This window comes from Streptomyces africanus (genome assembly GCF_030816955.1).
GTDB classification, from domain to species: Bacteria; Actinomycetota; Actinomycetes; order Streptomycetales; family Streptomycetaceae; genus Streptomyces; species Streptomyces africanus.
Genome location: NZ_JAUSYP010000001.1, coordinates 6,897,513 through 6,914,585, shown reverse-complemented (window position 1 = coordinate 6,914,585; position 17,073 = coordinate 6,897,513). Strand labels below are relative to the sequence as shown.

At 71.4% G+C, this 17,073-nt stretch carries 16 protein-coding genes; 9 read left to right on the top strand and 7 right to left on the bottom strand.

Features of this window, described 5'->3' with window-relative positions:
• Positions 1–111: 111 nt before the first annotated feature.
• Both QF034_RS31880 and QF034_RS31875 read left to right on the top strand, forming a co-directional pair.
• Complete coding sequence (locus QF034_RS31880; protein ID WP_307178149.1) at positions 112–1,131, top strand: DUF4349 domain-containing protein; 1,020 nt, start codon at positions 112–114, stop codon at positions 1,129–1,131.
• 27 nt (positions 1,132–1,158) lie between these two features.
• Positions 1,159–2,550: an FAD-dependent oxidoreductase gene (locus QF034_RS31875; protein ID WP_307178148.1), complete on the top strand. Its 1,392-nt coding sequence runs from the start codon at positions 1,159–1,161 to the stop codon at positions 2,548–2,550.
• 124 nt (positions 2,551–2,674) lie between these two features.
• Here QF034_RS31875 and QF034_RS31870 read toward each other — a convergent pair whose 3' ends face one another.
• From QF034_RS31870 to QF034_RS31860, 3 genes are all read right to left on the bottom strand, one after another.
• Positions 2,675–3,004, bottom strand: coding sequence for a hypothetical protein (locus tag QF034_RS31870; RefSeq protein ID WP_306962402.1), 330 nt, complete (start codon positions 3,002–3,004; stop codon positions 2,675–2,677).
• A gap of 137 nt (positions 3,005–3,141) precedes the next feature.
• On the bottom strand, positions 3,142–3,447 hold the full coding sequence (locus tag QF034_RS31865) for a LysE family translocator (RefSeq protein WP_307178147.1): 306 nt from the start codon (positions 3,445–3,447) through the stop codon (positions 3,142–3,144).
• A gap of 23 nt (positions 3,448–3,470) precedes the next feature.
• Positions 3,471–4,241, bottom strand: a complete 771-nt coding sequence (locus tag QF034_RS31860) for a helix-turn-helix domain-containing protein (protein WP_307180020.1) — start codon at positions 4,239–4,241, stop codon at positions 3,471–3,473.
• Between the two features lie 530 nt (positions 4,242–4,771).
• On the opposite strand from QF034_RS31860, the gene QF034_RS31855 reads away from it, so the two are divergent.
• From QF034_RS31855 to QF034_RS31840, 4 genes are read left to right on the top strand one after another with little or no spacing between them, the layout of a single operon-like run.
• Complete coding sequence (locus QF034_RS31855; protein WP_307178146.1) at positions 4,772–6,142, top strand: DegT/DnrJ/EryC1/StrS family aminotransferase; 1,371 nt, start codon at positions 4,772–4,774, stop codon at positions 6,140–6,142.
• Positions 6,143–6,146: 4 nt separating this feature from the next.
• Positions 6,147–7,031 carry an HAD-IIB family hydrolase gene (locus tag QF034_RS31850; protein WP_307178145.1) on the top strand — a complete coding sequence of 295 codons (885 nt, stop codon included), beginning with the start codon at positions 6,147–6,149 and terminating at the stop codon, positions 7,029–7,031.
• Between the two features lie 60 nt (positions 7,032–7,091).
• Entirely contained in the window at positions 7,092–8,165 is a 1,074-nt protein-coding gene (locus QF034_RS31845; RefSeq protein ID WP_307178144.1) for a Gfo/Idh/MocA family protein, read from the top strand.
• A gap of 49 nt (positions 8,166–8,214) precedes the next feature.
• Positions 8,215–9,435: an MFS transporter gene (locus tag QF034_RS31840; protein ID WP_307178143.1), complete on the top strand. Its 1,221-nt coding sequence runs from the start codon at positions 8,215–8,217 to the stop codon at positions 9,433–9,435.
• Positions 9,436–9,590: 155 nt separating this feature from the next.
• Here the strand turns inward: QF034_RS31840 and hemE are convergent, their stop codons facing one another.
• Complete coding sequence (hemE, locus tag QF034_RS31835) at positions 9,591–10,658, bottom strand: uroporphyrinogen decarboxylase (RefSeq protein ID WP_307178142.1); 1,068 nt, start codon at positions 10,656–10,658, stop codon at positions 9,591–9,593.
• 101 nt (positions 10,659–10,759) lie between these two features.
• On the opposite strand from hemE, the gene QF034_RS31830 reads away from it, so the two are divergent.
• From QF034_RS31830 to QF034_RS31820, 3 genes are all read left to right on the top strand, one after another.
• Entirely contained in the window at positions 10,760–11,434 is a 675-nt protein-coding gene (locus QF034_RS31830; protein WP_307178141.1) for a DUF3000 domain-containing protein, read from the top strand.
• Positions 11,435–11,757: 323 nt separating this feature from the next.
• Positions 11,758–12,420: a response regulator transcription factor gene (locus QF034_RS31825; protein ID WP_003972894.1), complete on the top strand. Its 663-nt coding sequence runs from the start codon at positions 11,758–11,760 to the stop codon at positions 12,418–12,420.
• 185 nt (positions 12,421–12,605) lie between these two features.
• Positions 12,606–13,895, top strand: coding sequence for a ribonuclease D (locus QF034_RS31820; protein WP_307178140.1), 1,290 nt, complete (start codon positions 12,606–12,608; stop codon positions 13,893–13,895).
• A 67-nt stretch (positions 13,896–13,962) separates the two neighbouring features.
• Here QF034_RS31820 and QF034_RS31815 read toward each other — a convergent pair whose 3' ends face one another.
• Genes QF034_RS31815 through QF034_RS31805 form a run of 3 tightly spaced genes read right to left on the bottom strand, consistent with a single transcriptional unit; the run spans position 13,963 to position 17,053 of the window.
• The gene (locus QF034_RS31815; protein WP_307178139.1) at positions 13,963–14,793 is read right to left on the bottom strand and encodes a carbohydrate ABC transporter permease; all 831 of its coding nucleotides are present in this window, start codon (positions 14,791–14,793) and stop codon (positions 13,963–13,965) included.
• Positions 14,790–15,740: a carbohydrate ABC transporter permease gene (locus tag QF034_RS31810; RefSeq protein ID WP_307178138.1), complete on the bottom strand. Its 951-nt coding sequence runs from the start codon at positions 15,738–15,740 to the stop codon at positions 14,790–14,792. The genes QF034_RS31815 and QF034_RS31810 overlap by 4 nt, the downstream gene beginning before the upstream one ends.
• Positions 15,740–17,053, bottom strand: a complete 1,314-nt coding sequence (locus QF034_RS31805; RefSeq protein ID WP_307178136.1) for an ABC transporter substrate-binding protein — start codon at positions 17,051–17,053, stop codon at positions 15,740–15,742. The genes QF034_RS31810 and QF034_RS31805 overlap by 1 nt, the downstream gene beginning before the upstream one ends.
• Between the last annotated feature and the right edge of the window lie 20 nt (positions 17,054–17,073).

Sequence of the window (17,073 nt, the reverse complement as noted above, 5' to 3'; positions counted from 1 at the left end):
TCCGGCACGAGTCCCGACCGTGACCGCATCGGAACCGTCCCGGACCAAACGTCCGGCACCGCCCGGGCGTCGAAGAAACGTCAGCCGAACCGATCCCCGGGGGATGCCCGCATGCGCACACGACGACCCGACCGCCACCCCGCCCCTGCGCTGGGCGGTGTCCGCCTGGCCGCGCTCCTGCTGGCCGGGGCCCTCGCGCTCACCGGATGCAGCGGCGCGGCCGACGATTCCGCCGGCGGCTCCTCCGCCGACCGCGGGGCCGCCGCCCCGCAGTCGGACGGCAAGGCCGGCGCGAACGAGGCCGCCCCCGGCGGCGCCGGGAGCGGAGCCCGGGCGACCGCCCCGCCGAAGCTCCCCACGAGCCACATCATCCGCACGGCCTCGCTGACCGTGCAGGTCAAGGACGTCCCGAAGGCCCTGGAGCAGGCCCGCACCGGTACCGAGAACGCGGGCGGCTACGTCGGCAACGAGACCACCACCCGGGACGCGGAGGGCCGCGAGCGCACCCGGGTCGTACTGCGCGTCCCCGTCGAGAAGTACGACGAGGTCCTCACCGAGCTGGAGGGCGCGGGCAAGCTCCTCGACCGCAGCGCCAAGGCGGAGGACGTCACCGACCAGGTCGTGGACGTGGAGAGCCGCATCAAGTCGCAACGGGCCAGCGTGGCCCGGATCCGCGAGCTGATGGACCAGGCGACGAAGCTCGGTGACGTGGTGACCCTGGAGGGCGAGCTGAGCACCCGCCAGGCCGATCTGGAGGCGCTGCTCGCCCGCCAGGAGTCCCTGAAGGACCGCACGAGCCTGGCCACCATCACCCTGTCGCTGTCCGAGACCCCGGTGAAGAAGAAGGAGGCGAAGGACGACGACCCGGGATTCGTGGACGCGGTCGCGGGCGGCTGGAACGCGTTCGTCACGATGCTGCGCTGGCTCGCGGTGGCCCTCGGCGCGGTCCTGCCGTTCGCGGCGGTGGCCGCCCTGCTCGCCCTGCTCTGGCTGCGCGTCGTACGCCCCCGCCTCCCGCGCCGCCCGCGCCCCGCGCCCGCCATGAGCGCCCTGGGCCCGCTGCCGACGGCCCGGCCGGCCCCGCGGTCCACGCCCGCGCGGACACCTGACGAGCCTGACGAGCAGGACTGAAATGCCCTGCTCCCGTAGCGTGTTCGCATGAACATGAGCCGTACGCGCAGGGAGCGACTGGTCGTGATCGGCGGCGACGCCGCGGGGATGTCCGCGGCGTCGCAGGCACGCCGGCTGAAGGGCCCCGAAGAGCTGGAGATCGTGGCGTTCGAACGCGGCCACTTCACGTCGTACTCGGCGTGCGGCATCCCCTACTGGGTGGGCGGCGACGTCACCGACCGGGACCGGCTCATCGCCCGCACCCCCGAGGAACACCGCGCGCGGGACATCGATCTGCGACTGCGCACCGAGGTCACGGAACTCGACCTCGACGGGCAGCGGGTACGCGCGCGTGACGTCGACTCCGGCGCCGAGTCCTGGACGTCGTACGACAAACTCGTGATCGCGACCGGCGCCCGGCCGATCCGGCCGGACCTGCCCGGCATGGACGCCCCCGGGGTGCACGGCGTGCAGACGCTGGACGACGGCCAGGCGCTGCTCGACACGCTGGCACGCACGCGTGGCCGCCGCGCGGTGGTCGTCGGGGCCGGATACATCGGCGTGGAGATGGCCGAGGCGCTCATCAACCGCGGCTACCAGGTGACGGTCGTCAACCGCGGCAGCGAGCCCATGTCGACCCTCGACCCCGACATGGGCCGCCTGGTGCACAAGGCCATGGAGGGCCTGGGCATCACGATGGTGAACGACGCCGAGGTCACCGAGATCCTCACCGGGGACGACGGCCGGGTCCGGGCGGTCGCCACCCAGGATCGCGACTTCCCGGCGGACGTCGTCGTGCTCGGCATCGGCGTCCGCCCCGAGACGACCCTCGCCAAGGCCGCCGGCCTCCCCCTCGGTGCCCACGACGGCCTCCTCACGGACCGCTCGATGCGGGTCCGCGGCCACGAGAACATCTGGGCGGGCGGCGACTGCGTCGAGGTCCTCGACCTGGTCTCCGGCCAGGAACGGCACATCGCCCTCGGCACCCACGCCAACAAGCACGGCCAAGTCATCGGCACCAACGCGGGCGGCGGCTACGCCACCTTCCCGGGCGTGGTCGGCACGGCGGTCAGCAAGGTCTGCGACCTGGAGATCGCGCGCACGGGACTGCGCGAGAAGGACGCCCACCGCGTGGGCCTGCGCTTCGAGGCGGTCACCATCGAGTCGACCAGCCGCGCGGGCTACTACCCGGACGCCTCCCCCATGACGGTCAAGATGCTCGCCGAACTCCGCACGGGCCGCCTCCTCGGCGTCCAGATCGTCGGCCGGGAGGGCGCGGGCAAACGAGTCGACATCGCGGCGGTCGCCCTCACGGCAGGCATGACGGCGGAACAGATGACGACCCTGGACCTGGGCTACGCCCCACCGTTCTCCCCCGTCTGGGACCCGGTCCTGGTAGCAGCCCGCAAGGCAGCGGCAAAGGTGCGCGGTTCTTTGTAAGGGACGGTGGGACAGCATGCCTCAAGGGGCGCGGGGCGGTATCAATGTGCGGCTCCGCCGCGTGGCCGCGAACGGCCACAACGGCCCCGCACCCGGCAGCGAACCCGCCCCCTACGGCGAAACCCTACGCAGTCCCAGCCGTGCCGTTGATCCGATCAATGGCCTGCCTCGCCTGCTCCGCCGGCGGCCGCGACGGCAAGGAGGACACCGACGCCGAAGCCGTCACCGCCGGCGGCTGCTCCCCGGCCGGCTTCGCGTGGGAAGCCACCCGGGTCGACCGCAACCGGTGACTCACCGCCTCCTCCAGCGTCACGGGCCGCCGCATCTGGGCCGCCAGCCGCCCGGCATCCTGGCCGAGGCGGGCCACGTCCTCCCACGGCAGCCGCACCACCAGCGTCAGCTCCGCCTCGCCGTCGGGCAGTGCGTGCATCGGAGGAGTAACTCGGTCGTTCATCGCCTGTTCCTCACGTCGGCCCCGCGACCCGCCTTCCCCGCGCCGCGGGCGGTTGCCGAGACATACGGGCGCCCGGACGACTGCGTTCACCGCCGCTCCCGATTCGCCGGCGGCTCGTGCGGTGTGGTCACCGCCCGTCAGCCGGTCATGGCCAGCCGCAGGCCCAGTCCGACGATGACCGTGCCCGTGATCCGGCCCAGCACGCGGCGTGCCGCGGGACTCTGGAGCCGGACGCGCAGGCCGCGGGCGCAGCCGATGAGGGCCGCCGACCAGACCAGGCCCAGGACGATGTGGACCGAGGCGAGCAGCACGCCGGTGGTGAAGTGCGGTGCGCCGGCGGGGATGAACTGCGGCAGCACGGCGACGTAGAAGACGCCCCCCTTGGGGTTGAGCAGGCTGGTGAACGCGCCCTGACGCCATCCCTCCCCCAGGCTGTTGCGCACGGACGAAGGATCACAGTGCGGAGTCAGGGGCCATGGCCACGCGGGGGGCCTTCCGTGGGCAGCAGCAGGACGTAACGGAGTTCCTGCCGGTAAGCGGGGAGCAGGACCTGTGAGGTGACGGTGATCGTCTCGGGGGAGACGTGGGGCAGGCGCAGTTCGTAGCGGTGCCCGTGCCGGTAGGCGAGGACCTTCGGGCTGCGGTCCCACAGCCCGCGACAGACGGGGTCGTCCAGGACGACGTCGCGCAGCGCGGCGAGGTTCCGGTCGTCGGGACGGGTCACCAGCGCGAAACGCAGCAGGGCGAGGTACTGCACGGCGTGCCGTGGCCAGTCCACGATCTGCTCGCGGGCCGTGGCGGTGGTCAGTGCCCAGCGCATGAGGTTGGCTCCCGGTTCACGGACCCAGGGGAACCAGTGGGCCATGGCCGCGTTGTGGTCGAGGACGTTCCACGCCCGGTCGGTGAGGTAGCTGGGGAATTCGGTCTGCGCCGAGGCGAGGTCGGCCAGCTCGTCCATGGAGTCCGGCGGGCCTTCGTCCTCGTCCGACTGTCCGCCGGCACCGGCGAGCGCGTGCCCGTACAGCGCCATGCGTTCGTCGGGGCCGAGCAGCAAGGCCTGGGAAAGGCGTTCGAGCACCGCGGTGGAGAGCGGTACGCGCATGCCGGTCTCGAGATTCCGATACCAGCGTTCACTCACACGCATGCGGTCGGCTACTTCTTTTTGGGGTAACGGTCTCCCCCTGTTCATTTTGCTTCCCGCTTCCACACGCCAAGCGCGTAGCAGATCGGGCAGCACACCGGTGCCGCATTTGCTGTCCGACAGGGAAGAACCAGACTGGGTGCGACGTGACACTGCTCGGAAACACTCCCTCTGCGTATCGCCGGGAGAACACACCGTAACAAGACCGGGGGTGACTCGCGAAAGCGGGTCGGCAAGAAGTGAAGGCCGTCACGCCGGCGCACGGAGTCCGCTCGGGGACATATGCCCTGCTCGGCGCGGCAAGGTTGGGGAACCGGCAGAAAATTGCCGGTTCTCGACCGGTCGCCCGCCCTGTTCCGAGGTGCTCTTCGAGGAATTCCAGCACCGTAAAGGAACGGCAAAAAACTGCCGGTTGACGGACGTTGTCGGCCGCTGACAGCATCACCGACGTACCGGATTCCAGACCGCATTCCGCGCGACATTCACCGCGCCGTTCAGTTCGCATCCGTTCGTTATTCCTGCTCGCCACCCGCATTCCTTATGCCCTTGGCGATGCATCCACGCAGGGATTATCCGCCGCCCAAACCTCGAGAACACTTCGATCGCTTCGAACCCCAGGAGTACGCATGACCGTCTCCACCGCCGAGCCCGGCACGTTCACCGGCACCGCCCTCCCCGGGGACAGCAGCAGTCTGCACCGGGTGGTCCAGGACCTCGCCCGGGGCGTGCGGACCGCCCACCCCGTCCGGGACACCCTCGCCAACCAGGAGCTGGCGAAGGTTCTCTCGTCCTGGGACTCCGCCCCCGCTCCCGTGCACCCCGACGCGCTCGTCGCTCCGCTGTTCCCCGAGCCGTCGCGTGCGGCGGGGGTCCCCTTCCTGCCGAAGGAGCGGCTCCTGTCGCGGGAGGAGAAGAGCGCCGCCGCCGACGCCTTCACGCGGGTGCTGGAAAGCTGCGAGTTCACGAGCGGTCCCGCCGTCACCGCCTTCGAGGACGCCGTCGCCGATTACCTGGGCCTGCCCTGCGCCGTCGCGACCGGCAGTGGGACCGACGCCCTCGTCATCGCTCTGCGTGCGGTGGGTGTCGGGCCGGGCGACGAGGTGATCATGCCGGCCAACAGCTTCGCCGCCACCGAGAACGCGGTCTTCGCCTGCGGTGCCGTGCCCGTGCTCGCCGACGTGACCCGGCCCGACGGCAACCTGGACCCGGAGTCGGTGGCGGAGCGGATCACTCCGCGTACCGTGGCCGTCCTTCCCGTCCATCTGTACGGCAAGCTCGCCGACATGGCGGGGCTGCGTGCCGTCGCCGACCGGCACGGTCTGGGGCTCGTCGAGGACGCCTGCCAGGCGCTCGGGGTGACCGGTGTGGGGCAGTACTCCGACGCTGCCGCCCTCAGCTTCAACCCGTACAAGAACGTCGGGCTGTGCGGGAAGGCCGGTGCCGTCGTCACCGGCTCGGCCGAGATCGCCGAGCGCTGCCGGGTGATCGGCTACCACGGCTTCGAGCCGGGCCGGAAGAACGTCAAGTGCGAGGCGGTCGGGCTCAACGCGCGCATCGACAACACCATGGCCGCGATCGGTCTGGCCCTGCTGCCCTGGACCAGTCTGCGCGGGCTGCGGCGCACCTATCTCGCCCGGCGCTACGTGGACGCGCTCCGCCCCCTCGCCGAGGAGGGCGTGCTCGAAGCGCCCGCCTTCGCTCCCGACCACTCCTGGCACCTGTTCCCCGTGCTGCCGGCCGGCGGTGCGGCGGCCCGCGACGCGCTGCTGGAGGACCTGGCGCGCAGGAGCCGGGTGGAGTCGGACGTCTACTACCCCGTCCTGACGCACCGGCAGCAGACACCGGTGCGCGAGCGGCTCTTCGGACAGGCGCACCTGCCGCGGACCGAGTGGTTGCACAACCGGGTGCTGCACCTGCCGCTGCACGCGGGTCTGTCCCTCGGCGAGCAGGACCGCGTGGTGGAAGCCCTGTACGCGGCGACGCGCCGGGCCCGGTGACGGCATGACCGACACCCTGCCGTTCGACGCCACCGGCGGCCCGGTCCCCGTCCCGCCGCCCCACCTGCGCCTGCCGGAGCCGGCGGTCTGGGCCGCGTTCTCCGACTTCGACGAGACCTACCTCGCCCATGCCGCGACCCCTGGGCAACGGGCCCACCTCGCCGCGCTGGAGGAGTTCCTGCTGACGGAGGCCGTGGAGCACGGTCTGCTGTTCGGCTGGGTCACCGGCAGCTCGCTGGCCTCCGTGCAGGAGAAGATGGCGCGCTGCGGCGCCCGTGTCCTGCCGCACTTCGTGGCCGGGGCGCTGGGCACCGAGCTGACGTTCTTCCCCGACGGCGTCGCCCGCCCGGACCCCGAGTGGCGGCAACTGCTGCGGGACAGCGGATTCGACCGGGACCGGGTCACGAAGGCCGTGGACCGTCTCGCCCGGCACCGGGTCGAGCTGTTCCCGCAGAACGCCCCGCACACCGGGAACCCGACCGAGTTCCTGGTCAACTACTACTTCCGCTCCCTCGGCGACCCGCGGCGCGACGAGCAGAGCCTCGACCTCGTGCGCGACCTAGCTCGCGAGCACGGCCTCGGGCTCAACATCAGCCGCTGCAACCCTGCCACCGGGGACCCCGCCGACTGCTACGACGTCGACTTCCTCCCGCCGGTGTGCGGCAAGCGCAACGTCGTCCGGCACCTGTGCGCCCGCTTCGGCGTCGCCCCGGAGCGGACCCTCGCGTTCGGCGACAGCGGCAACGACCTGGAGATGCTGGGCGCCGTGGGCCACGGCTACCTCGTCGCCAACTGCACGCCCGAGGCCAGGAGCCGCTTCCCGCAGGTGTCGCCGCACCCGCACGCCCAGGCCCTCCTCACCGCCTTCCGTCACCACCTCCGCCGCTGAACCGCTTTGCCCCGGTCCGGCGAGTCCGGGCCTGAGGGCCGTCCCTGAGAAAGGCAGACCATGCAGACAGGAATCATCGGCGCCGGCGGCATCGCCCTCGCCCACCTGCGCGCCGCCGAGACCGTCCCCGGCGTCGTACCGGCCGGTGTGTACGACGTGCTGCCGGACAAGGCAGCGGAGCTGGCCGAGCGCTTCGGCTGCCCCGCCTTCTCCTCGACGAGCGAGCTGTACCGGCACGTCGACGCCGTCGTCATCGCCTCGCCCAACCACACGCACGCCGACTACGCCGAGGAGGCCGTCCGGCACGGCAGGCACGTGCTGTGCGAGAAGCCGATGACGACCACGGTGGCGGAGGCCGAGCGCATCACCGCGCTGGCCGAGGAGAGCGGCCTGGTGTGCGCCATGGGCTTCAACTACCGCTATCTGGAAGCCATCCGCGAGATCAGGAACCTGGTACGGAGCGGGGAGCTGGGCTCCATCCTCTTCGCGGAGGCCGGTTTCCGGCGCGGCAGCGCCCTGACCCGCTCCCGCTTCACCTGGCGGGACAGCGACCTGGGCCGTTCCACCAGCGGCTCCCTCGGCGACCTGGGCGTGCATCTGGTCGACATGCTCGACCGCCTCTTCGACAGCCCGGTCGACAGCACGAGCTGCCGCACCAAGCTCCAGGTCAACGTGCCTCAGAAGGAGGGCCAGGACGTCCAGGTCGACGACTACGCCTTCGTCAGCGGCCGTCTGGAGAACGGCACCTTCTTCAACCTGGTCACCTCCAAGTCCTCGCTGCCGGAGGAGCTCGGCTTCTCGCTGAAGATCATCGGCGACCGCAAGGAGCTGTACTACCACTCCAAGGACGACACGACGTACTTCCTGAAGTCCCGCGTCACCTGGGAGCAGGGCACGTTCGCCCGCGAGGAGACGCTCGCCTCGCCGCCCGGTGAGGTACCCGGCTGGAGCGACACCTTCCGGCACCAGCTGCGGGAGTGGCGCGACGCGGTCACCGCGCGGGATGCCGGCACCTCGCGGAGCGCCGACAGCGCCCTGGCCTGCTTCGGCGACGGGCTGCGCAGCCAGCGGGTGCTGGAGCGCCTGCTGGCGGGCGACCAGCAGTACGCGCTCGCCTCTTCGGTGACCTCGTGACACCGGGCGACGCACACGGCAGGGGCTCCACAGGAAAGAGGAACGTCTCTTGACCGGGACCTCGGCGCAAGCCGCGCCGCCCGGCACCACCGTGGCGCGGCCCCTGTTCAGTCCGTTCGCCGTCGTCGCGTCGTGCGTGGGCTTCGCCCTGATCGGGGCGCTGCAGGCGCTGTACGGTCCGGCGATCCCCGCGTTCCGCACCGAGTTCGGCCTGTCGCCGGCCGCCGCCGGGCTGAGCCTGAGCGCTCACTTCGTCGGCGGCGTGGCCGGTGTGCTGCTGCTCAACCGGGTGCACGGGCGGCTGGGCAACAGAACGCTGCTGTCCGCCTCGTACGCGCTGATGGCTCTCGGCGGGGCCGGCTTCGCGCTGGCCCCGGCCTGGCCGTGGGCGCTGGCCTGCGCGCTGGTGACCGGGGTGGGCTTCGGCGGCATCGACTACGGCCTCAACCAGCTGTTCTCGGTGGGGTTCGGCCGCCGCAGCCCGGCCATGCTCAACATCATCGGCGCGGCCTACGGCCTCGGTGCCGTGGGCGGTCCCGCGCTCCTGGGGCTGCTGGGCCCGGGCGAGTACCCGGCCGTCTTCGCCGGGTTCGCCGCGCTGTCCGCCGCACTGGTGCTGGCCCAGCGCGGCGTGCGCGAGGGCGGGGAGGCGCCCGCCCCGCCGCCCTCCGACGAGAAGGGCGAGGAGAGCGAGGCGGGCACTCCCGGGCTGCGGGCCTCGGTGGCCCTGGTCGTCACGGTCTTCATCGTGCTGTACGTCCTGATGGTGGCGGTGGAGACCGGGGTCGGCGGCTGGGAGCCGACGCATCTGGAGTCCGTCGGCCACGACGCGGCGACCGCGGCCACTGCGACCTCGGCCTTCTGGCTGATGGTGACCGTGGGACGGCTGCTGGTCGCACCGCTGACGCTGCGCTGGTCCGTGCAGACGATCATGGTCGTCAGCTCCGCCGGCATGGTGGCCTGCCTCCTGCTCGCCCTCATCCCGGCGGCGGCGCCGTACGCCTACGCCGGTGTCGGCCTCTTCCACGCGCCGATCTTCCCCACGGGGCTGCCGTGGCTGTCCCGGACGGTGCCACGGGCGCGGCGGGCGGGAGCCTATGTGATCGCCGCGTCGATGATCGGCGGGGTGGCCGCCGGGCCGGTGCTGGGCAAGGGCATCGAACTGGCCGGTGTCGACGCCGTACCGGTGCTGCTGGCCCTGCCCGCGGCCGGTTGTCTCGCGGCCACCTGGTGGCTGATCCGGGCCACCCGCGACCGCTCGCCGTCCTGAACCGCGAACTCGCGGCACTCGAGTGGGCGGCCGGGACGGCCTGAGACCTCCGCAGCCGGGCGGGCCCGGGCCGTCAGCGGGCGGTACCCGTGTGGACGTACGCGACGAGGCGGGCAAGCGCGGGGTGTGCGTGCGGCCCTGCGCCCCGGGCCGCGTCAGCGCGCCGTGTGCGTGTGCACGTACTCCACGAGCCGCGTCAGCGCGTCCGGGTCCGTGGACGGCATGACGCCGTGGCCGAGGTTGAAGACATGGCCCTCCAGGCCCGCCGCCGAGTCCAGGACCTCCCGGGTCTTGGCCTCGACGGCCTCCGTCGGGGCGAACAGCACGGTGGGGTCGAGGTTGCCCTGGAGCGCCTTGCCGGGGCCGACGCGGCGGGCGGCCTCGTCCAGCGGGACGCGCCAGTCGACGCCGACGACATCCGCGCCGGCCTCGCCCAGGAGCCGCAGCAGCTCACCGGTGCCGACGCCGAAGTGGATGCGCGGGACGCCGTAACCGGCCACGGCCTCGAAGACCTTCGCCGAAGCGGGCAGCACCGAGCGCCGGTAGTCGACGGGGGCCAGCGCCCCGGCCCAGGAGTCGAACAGCTGGACGGCGGAGGCGCCCGCCTCGATCTGGACCTTCAGGAAGGCGGCCGTGATGTCGGCGAGGCGGTCGAGCAGCTCGGCCCACAGCTCGGGGTCGCCGTACATCATCGCCTTGGCGTTCTCGTACGTGCGGGACGGGCCGCCCTCGACGAGGTAGCTCGCGAGGGTGAAGGGGGCGCCGGCGAAGCCGATCAGGGGCGTGCCGCCGAGTTCGCGGGTGAGCAGGCCGATGGCCTCGGTGACGTAGGACACGTCCTCGGGGGTCAGATCGCGCAGCTGGGCGAGGTCCGCGCGGGTGCGGATCGGGCGCTCGACGACCGGGCCGACGCCCGGCTTGATGTCGAGGTCGACGCCGATGGCCTTGAGCGGGACGACGATGTCGCTGAAGTAGATCGCCGCGTCGACGCCGTGCCGGCGCACCGGCTGGAGCGTGATCTCGGTGACCAGATCGGGCCGCATGCAGGACTCCAGCATCCCGATGCCCTCGCGCACCTTGCGGTACTCCGGCAGTGAGCGCCCGGCCTGCCGCATGAACCACACCGGCGTGTGCGGCACGGGCTCGCGCCGGCAGGCCTTGAGGAAGGCTGAGTCGTACGGGGCGGACGGCTGCTGGGCCCGGGGGGCGTCGTTGGCACTCACGGGCCAAGTTTCGCACGCCCCCGATGGGCGTGTTTCAGCCCCTGGAGAGGCGCGGGGTGTCTAGCCCGGCACCCGGGCTCCGGTCCCCGTAACCTTCCGGCATGGCTGCGGCTCAGGGACGACTGTCGGACGGCGCTGGCGGAATGGACGAAGCGAAGGACACCGAGAAAGACCGGCGGGAGGCGGACACCGCCCCGCTGCCCTTCCGGGCCGCCGTCGAGGCGCTCAGGGCGGCGCGGCTGCGGCCCCAGATCGAGGTGGAGCCGACGCCCCCGCCGAAGCGGCTCGCCCCCTACGCCCACGCGCTGGAGGCCGCGGTCGTCGACGGCGAGGAGGACCTGGCCGACGGCCGGCTGGTGCTGCTGCACGACCCGGCGGGACACGACGCCTGGCAGGGCACGTTCCGGCTGGTGACGCTGGTGCGCGCGGAACTGGAGCCGGAGATGGCCGCGGACCCGCTGCTGCCGGAGGTGTGCTGGTCCTGGCTGACCGGCGCGCTCCAGGCGCGCGGGCTGACGTACGGGGAGCCGAGCGGCACCGTCACGCGGGCGAGCTCGCACTACTTCGGCGGTCTGTCCGCGCGCCCGGCCGCCTCGCAGATCGAGATCCGCGCCTCCTGGACGCCGCGCGAGGGCCTGGGCGGGGTCCCGGACACGGCCGCGCACCTGGCGTCCTGGTGCGATCTGCTCGCCCAGGTCGCGGGGCTGCCGCCGGCCGGGCCGGGGGACGCGTCGGTGGTGACGCTGCCCCAGCGGCGAGGACCGCAGTCCCGCTGATCGAACCTGTTCCGACCCCGTACTGATCGAACCTGTACGGGGCGGTCAACGCTGCCCTGTCGACGATCACACCTGCGTCCCCCTCTTGGCCGAATCACTTTGTCGATACGGCCACTTTCGACCGCGTACAGACGCAGACCGAAACCGTCCGGCCTTCGAATGATCGACCGCGTGTCCGAATTGTACGGATTGTTATCACCGATTCGTGATCATTCTCTAAAGGCGGACGGGTGGGGTGCCGAAGACGACTGTGACCTTGAAAGCACGGTTCGTCCCGGCTTCACCCCCACGAGCCGGCCCCGTCCCGCACCCCAGGAGGCCTGGTGTCCGTTCTCCTCGAGCAGCCCGCAAGCCTGGTCGCCTACCGCCCGAACAAGCCGACCGCCATGGTGGTCGTGGCCGACCCGCGCGTCCGCTCCACCGTCACCCGCCACCTGTGGGCGCTCGGTGTGCGCGATGTCATCGAGGCCTCGTCCGTCGCGGAGGCTCGTCCCCGCATCGGCAACCCCCGCGACATCTGCGTCGCCGACGTCCACCTGCCGGATGGCTCCGGCCTCACCCTGCTGTCCGAGACCCGCGCCGCGGGCTGGCCCAACGGGCTCGCCCTCTCCGCCGCCGACGACATCGGCGCCGTGCGCAACGCGCTCGCCGGCGGTGTGAAGGGCTATGTCGTCACCGGCACCCGCACCAACGTCGGGCTCCCCACCCGGCCGGGCGCCGCCCCCATCGGCGCCGCCGCCGCGCGCCTGCACCGCCGCCCCCCGGGTGCCCCGAGCCACCCGGGCGGCTACCGCGAGCTGTCCGGACGCGAGGTCGAGGTGCTGCGGCTGGTCGCGGAGGGCCAGTCGAACAAGGCGATCGGCGTCTCGATGGGCCTGTCCGCGCTGACCGTCAAGAGCCACCTCGCCCGTATCGCCCGCAAGCTCGGCACGGGCGACCGCGCCGGCATGGTCGCGGTGGCCCTGCGGACCGGAATCATCCACTGACCCACTCACCATGACCCTTTGTGATCATTCACTGACGTGAACGGGACCGGCCGCGGCTCCCGCTCGTGTCACTCACGGTTCGCGCACCCGACACTTCCCCGACCTGACTGGTTTGCGACCCCCCGGCGCCCGTCGACGGAACGTTCCGTCGACGGGCGCTGTCCATACACGGATACCCTTGACATGTGACCGACGCCCACGAGACCGCAGCAGACAGCTCACTGCGAACCACCGGAGGCGCTCCTCCGGACGACGGCGGATCTTCTGCTACGGAGGCGCCGATCCCTTTGCTGGAACCGCGTGAGGGCATTCCGCCCGTGATCGCGGACGAGGCCGCCCTGGCCCGGACCATCGCCGCCTTCGAGGCGGGCTCCGGACCGGTCGCCGTCGACGCCGAGCGGGCCTCCGGCTACCGCTACGGCCAGCGCGCCTACCTGGTCCAGCTGCGCCGCCAGGGCGCCGGAACGGCTCTCATCGACCCCGTCGCCTGCCCCGACCTGTCCGCCCTGGGCGAGGCCCTGTCCGGCGTCGAGTGGGTGCTGCACGCCGCCACCCAGGACCTGCCCTGCCTGCGCGAGATAGGCATGGTGCCGACGCGGCTGTTCGACACGGAGCTGGCCGGGCGGCTCGCCGGTTTCCCCCGGGTCGGCCTCGGCGCGATGGTCGAGGGTGTCCTCGGCTTCGTCCTGGAGAAGGGGCACTCCGCCGTCGACTGGTCGACCCGGCCGCTGCCCGAGCCCTGGCTGCGGTACGCGGCGCTGGACGTCGAGCTGCTCGTCGACCTGCGCGACGCGCTGGAGAAGGAGCTGGACCGGCAGGGCAAGCTGGAGTGGGCCCGCCAGGAGTTCGACGCGATCGCCTCCGCGCCGCCGCCCGAGCCGCGCAAGGACCCCTGGCGGCGTACCTCCGGCATGCACAAGGTGCGCCGGCGGCGGCAGCTGGCCGTCGTACGGGAGCTGTGGCAGACCCGGGACCGGATCGCGCAGCGGCGGGACGTCTCGCCGGGCAAGGTGCTCGGGGACGCGGCGATCGTGGAGGCCGCGCTGGCGATTCCGGCCAACGTGCACGCGCTGGCCGCGCTGAACGGTTTCGGACACCGGATGAGCAAGCGGCAGCTGGAGCAGTGGCAGGCGGCCGTGGACCGGGCGAAGGCGCTGAGCGAGGCGCATTTGCCGCAGCCGGGGCAGCCGGTGACCGGGCCTCCGCCGCCGCGGGCCTGGGCGGACAAGGATCCCGCGGCCGCGGCCCGCCTCAGTGCGGCCCGGGCCGGGGTCTCGGCGCTCGCCGAGGAGCTCTCCATGCCGCAGGAGAATCTGATGACGCCGGACACGGTTCGGCGGGTGTGCTGGGAGCCGCCGGCGGTGGTGGACGCCGAGTCCGTGGCGGCCGCGCTCGCCGGGTACGGGGCGCGGCCGTGGCAGGTGGAGCTGGTGACGCCCGTGCTGGTGGAGGCGTTGTCCGCGAAGGAGGCCTAGGGGGTCTCCAAACACCCCCCAGCCGCCGTAGCGCTTCGCGGCGTACGGCGGCTGCGGGCCCTGCCTCCTACTTCGTGGCCCCTTGCGTGAAACCGTTGTAGATGAACCGCTGGAGGAACAGGAAGACGATCAGGGTCGGGGCGATGACGAGGATCGCGCCTGCCGAGATGGTCTCCCAGTGGGCTCCGAAGGGGCCCTTGAAGCGGAACAGGGACGTCGAGATCACGCCAAGATCTTCGGAGGGCATGTAGAGGAAGGGGATGTAGAAGTCGTTGTAGACATTGATCCCCTTCACGATCACGACCGTCGCGATCGCGGGCTTGAGCAGCGGGAAGATGATCTTCCGGTAGACCGTGAAGGCGTTGGCGCCGTCGATGCGGGCCGACTCGTCCAGTGCGACGGGGATGGCCCGCACGAACTGCAGGAAGATGTAGATCGACACGATGTCCGTGCCCATGTAGAGCGCGATCGGCGCCCAGAGGCTGTCGAACATCCCGAAGCTGTTCACGATCTGGAAGGTGGCCACCTGGGTGGTCACCCCGGGGACCAGCGCGGCGACCAGGAACAGGCCCAGGACCAGCTTCCGGAAGCGGAACCGGAAGCGGTCGATGGCGTACGCCGTCATCGAGCCGATGAGGACCGTGCCCCCGATGGCGACGACCAGGATCAGCGCCGTATTGGCGAACGCCGAGAGCATCCGGCCGTCCTGGAACGCCGTCACGTAGTTGGCGAAGTTGAGCGGGTCGTCGGGCAGCGTGAGGGCGCCGCTGTCGTCCGCCATCTCCCCGGAGGTCTTCAGCGACGTCAGGAAGACCACGGTGAGCGGCAGGAGCACGACCAGCGTCGCGAGGACCAAGGACAGGTACACAAGGGCACGGGCCACGGCACGGCGCGTCATACGAGGTCCACCTTGTCGTCCGGGACGAGGCGCCGCTGCACCCAGGTCACCGCCAGGATGATCAGCAGCAGTACGACGGCCGCCGCCGAGGCGAGGCCCGTCTTGTTGAACTGGAACGCCAGCTTCACGGTCTGGATCACGAAGGTCTCGGTGCCGGTCGCGCCGCCGGTCATGATGTACGGGATCTCGAAGACCGACAGCGACCCGGAGACGGACAGGATCACCGACAGGCTCAGCACGGGCCGGATGCCGGGCGCGATGATGTGGCGGAACTGCTGCCAGCGGTTCGCCCCGTCCAGTTCGGCCGCCTCGTACAGCTCCCCCGGGATGGACTGGATCGCGCCGAGGAAGAGGACGAAGTTCAGGCCCAGGTAACGCCAGACCGAGACGCCGGCGAGGGAGACGTTGGCCGACGTGGGTGTGCCGAGCCAGGCGCGGTCGCCGTCGTAGCCGAACAGGCTCAGGATCGCGTCGAGGGTGCCGCCGTCCTGGAAGAAGTACAGGAAGACGAAGCCGATCGCGACGCCGTTGATCAGGTACGGGAAGAAGAGCACGCCCTTGAAGAAGCCGCGGAAGCGGACGTTGAAGCTCAGGATCGTGGCGAAGTAGAGGGCGGCGCCGATCTGCACCACGGACGCGGCGAGGTAGTAGCCGCTGACGAAGAACACCTCGAACAGCTCGGGCCGGGTGAAGAGTTCGGTGTAGTTCTCGGCGCCCGTGTAGTGCAGCTCGGGGCTGACGCCGTCCCAGTCGGTGAAGCTGTACGCGACCATGTTGGCGATCGGCGCGTAGGTGAAGGCGATCAGCAGGGCGAGCGGGGCGATCAGGAACAGCCAGGGGGTCACTCCCCGCCACCGCCGCGGCCGGCGCGCGGCGGACGGCGGCGGAGGCCCGGCGGGCGCGGCCGGCCCCACCGGCCGCGCCGCCTTCCGGGTGGTGTCGGTCATCAGGACCCCAGGTTCTGCTGCGCCTCGGTCCACTTCTCGCCCAGCCCGGTCAGGAAGTCGTCCAGGCTGCCCTTGCGGGCACCGCGCGCGAGGTCGACGAGTTCCTGGCGGTAGTCGGGCTTGTAGATGCCGACCTCCGACTGGTTGTCGATGGACTTGACCTCGGCGCCCTTGGTGTCGTCGATGTCGAGGAGCTTCACGCCCGCCTCCTCGTACGGCCTGAGGACGTCGGGCAGCGGGGCGTCCTTGCGGGGCGAGAGGGCGAGGTTGGCGTCCGCGTAGCCGGACTTGTCGGTGAACCAGTCGATCCAGGCGCGGGCGGCGGCCTTGTGCTCGGAGTGGACGTTGACGGCCTGCTGGTAGTCGGGTGACGTCACCGCGCAGAACGTGCCGTTCTTCTGGGCGGGGAACGGCATGAAGCCGATGTCGGCCGGGTCGGTGCCCGCCTGCTTCGCCGCGTCCTGCATCTGCACGATCGCCCAGGAGCCGAGCCACATCGTGGCGATCTGCCCCTTCGCCAGGCGGGGCTTGGACGCCTCCCAGTTGGTGGTCGTCGGGTCCTTCTCGATGAGCCCCCCGCGCACGATGTCGTGGAGCAGCGTGTCACCGACCCGGAGGTCGGCGCCCTGCGCCCAGGGGTTCCCCTCGGCGAGCCGGGTGGTGGCCTGGGTGTCGCAGCCGACCGAGCCGTTGACGTTCGTCCACTGGGTCAGCGGCCACATGTCCTTGAAGTTGGTGTAGTACGGGACCGCGTCGGTCTTGGCCTTGATGGCCTTCAGGCCGTCGAGGAACTCGGCCGGGGTCGTGGGCCAGTCGGTGACGCCGGCCGCGCTCCAGACCTTCTTGTTGTAGACGAAGCCCGGGACCACGCCGATCGGACTCTGCCCGTAGACCTTGCCCTGGACGGTGGAGTAGTCGGTGAAGCGGTACTTCTTGCTCCGCTCGGCCTGCGTGCCGAGGGAGGCGAAGAACTTCGGGTAGTCCTTCTTCTCGATCACGGCCGGGATCATCAGGACGTCGCCGTAGTTCTCCGTGTTCATACGGATCTTGACCTCACCCTCGTAGTCGGTGAGGCCGTCGAACTCGACCTTCACCTTGGGATGGGTCTTGTTGAACTCGGCGGCGTACTTCTTCATCGTCCCGTCCTGCACGAGGTCGGTCCGGTGGGTGAGAACGGTGATGGTCCCTTCGACCTTGGCGGGGTCGTCGGGCGCCTCGGCGTCCGCGCCCTTGGAGGTGCCTCCGGTGCCGGTACAGCCCGAGGCCAGCAGGGCTGCGCCCACGGCGAGGGCGAGGACGGTACGGCGGTTCATGTGCATCAGCTCCGTTCGCG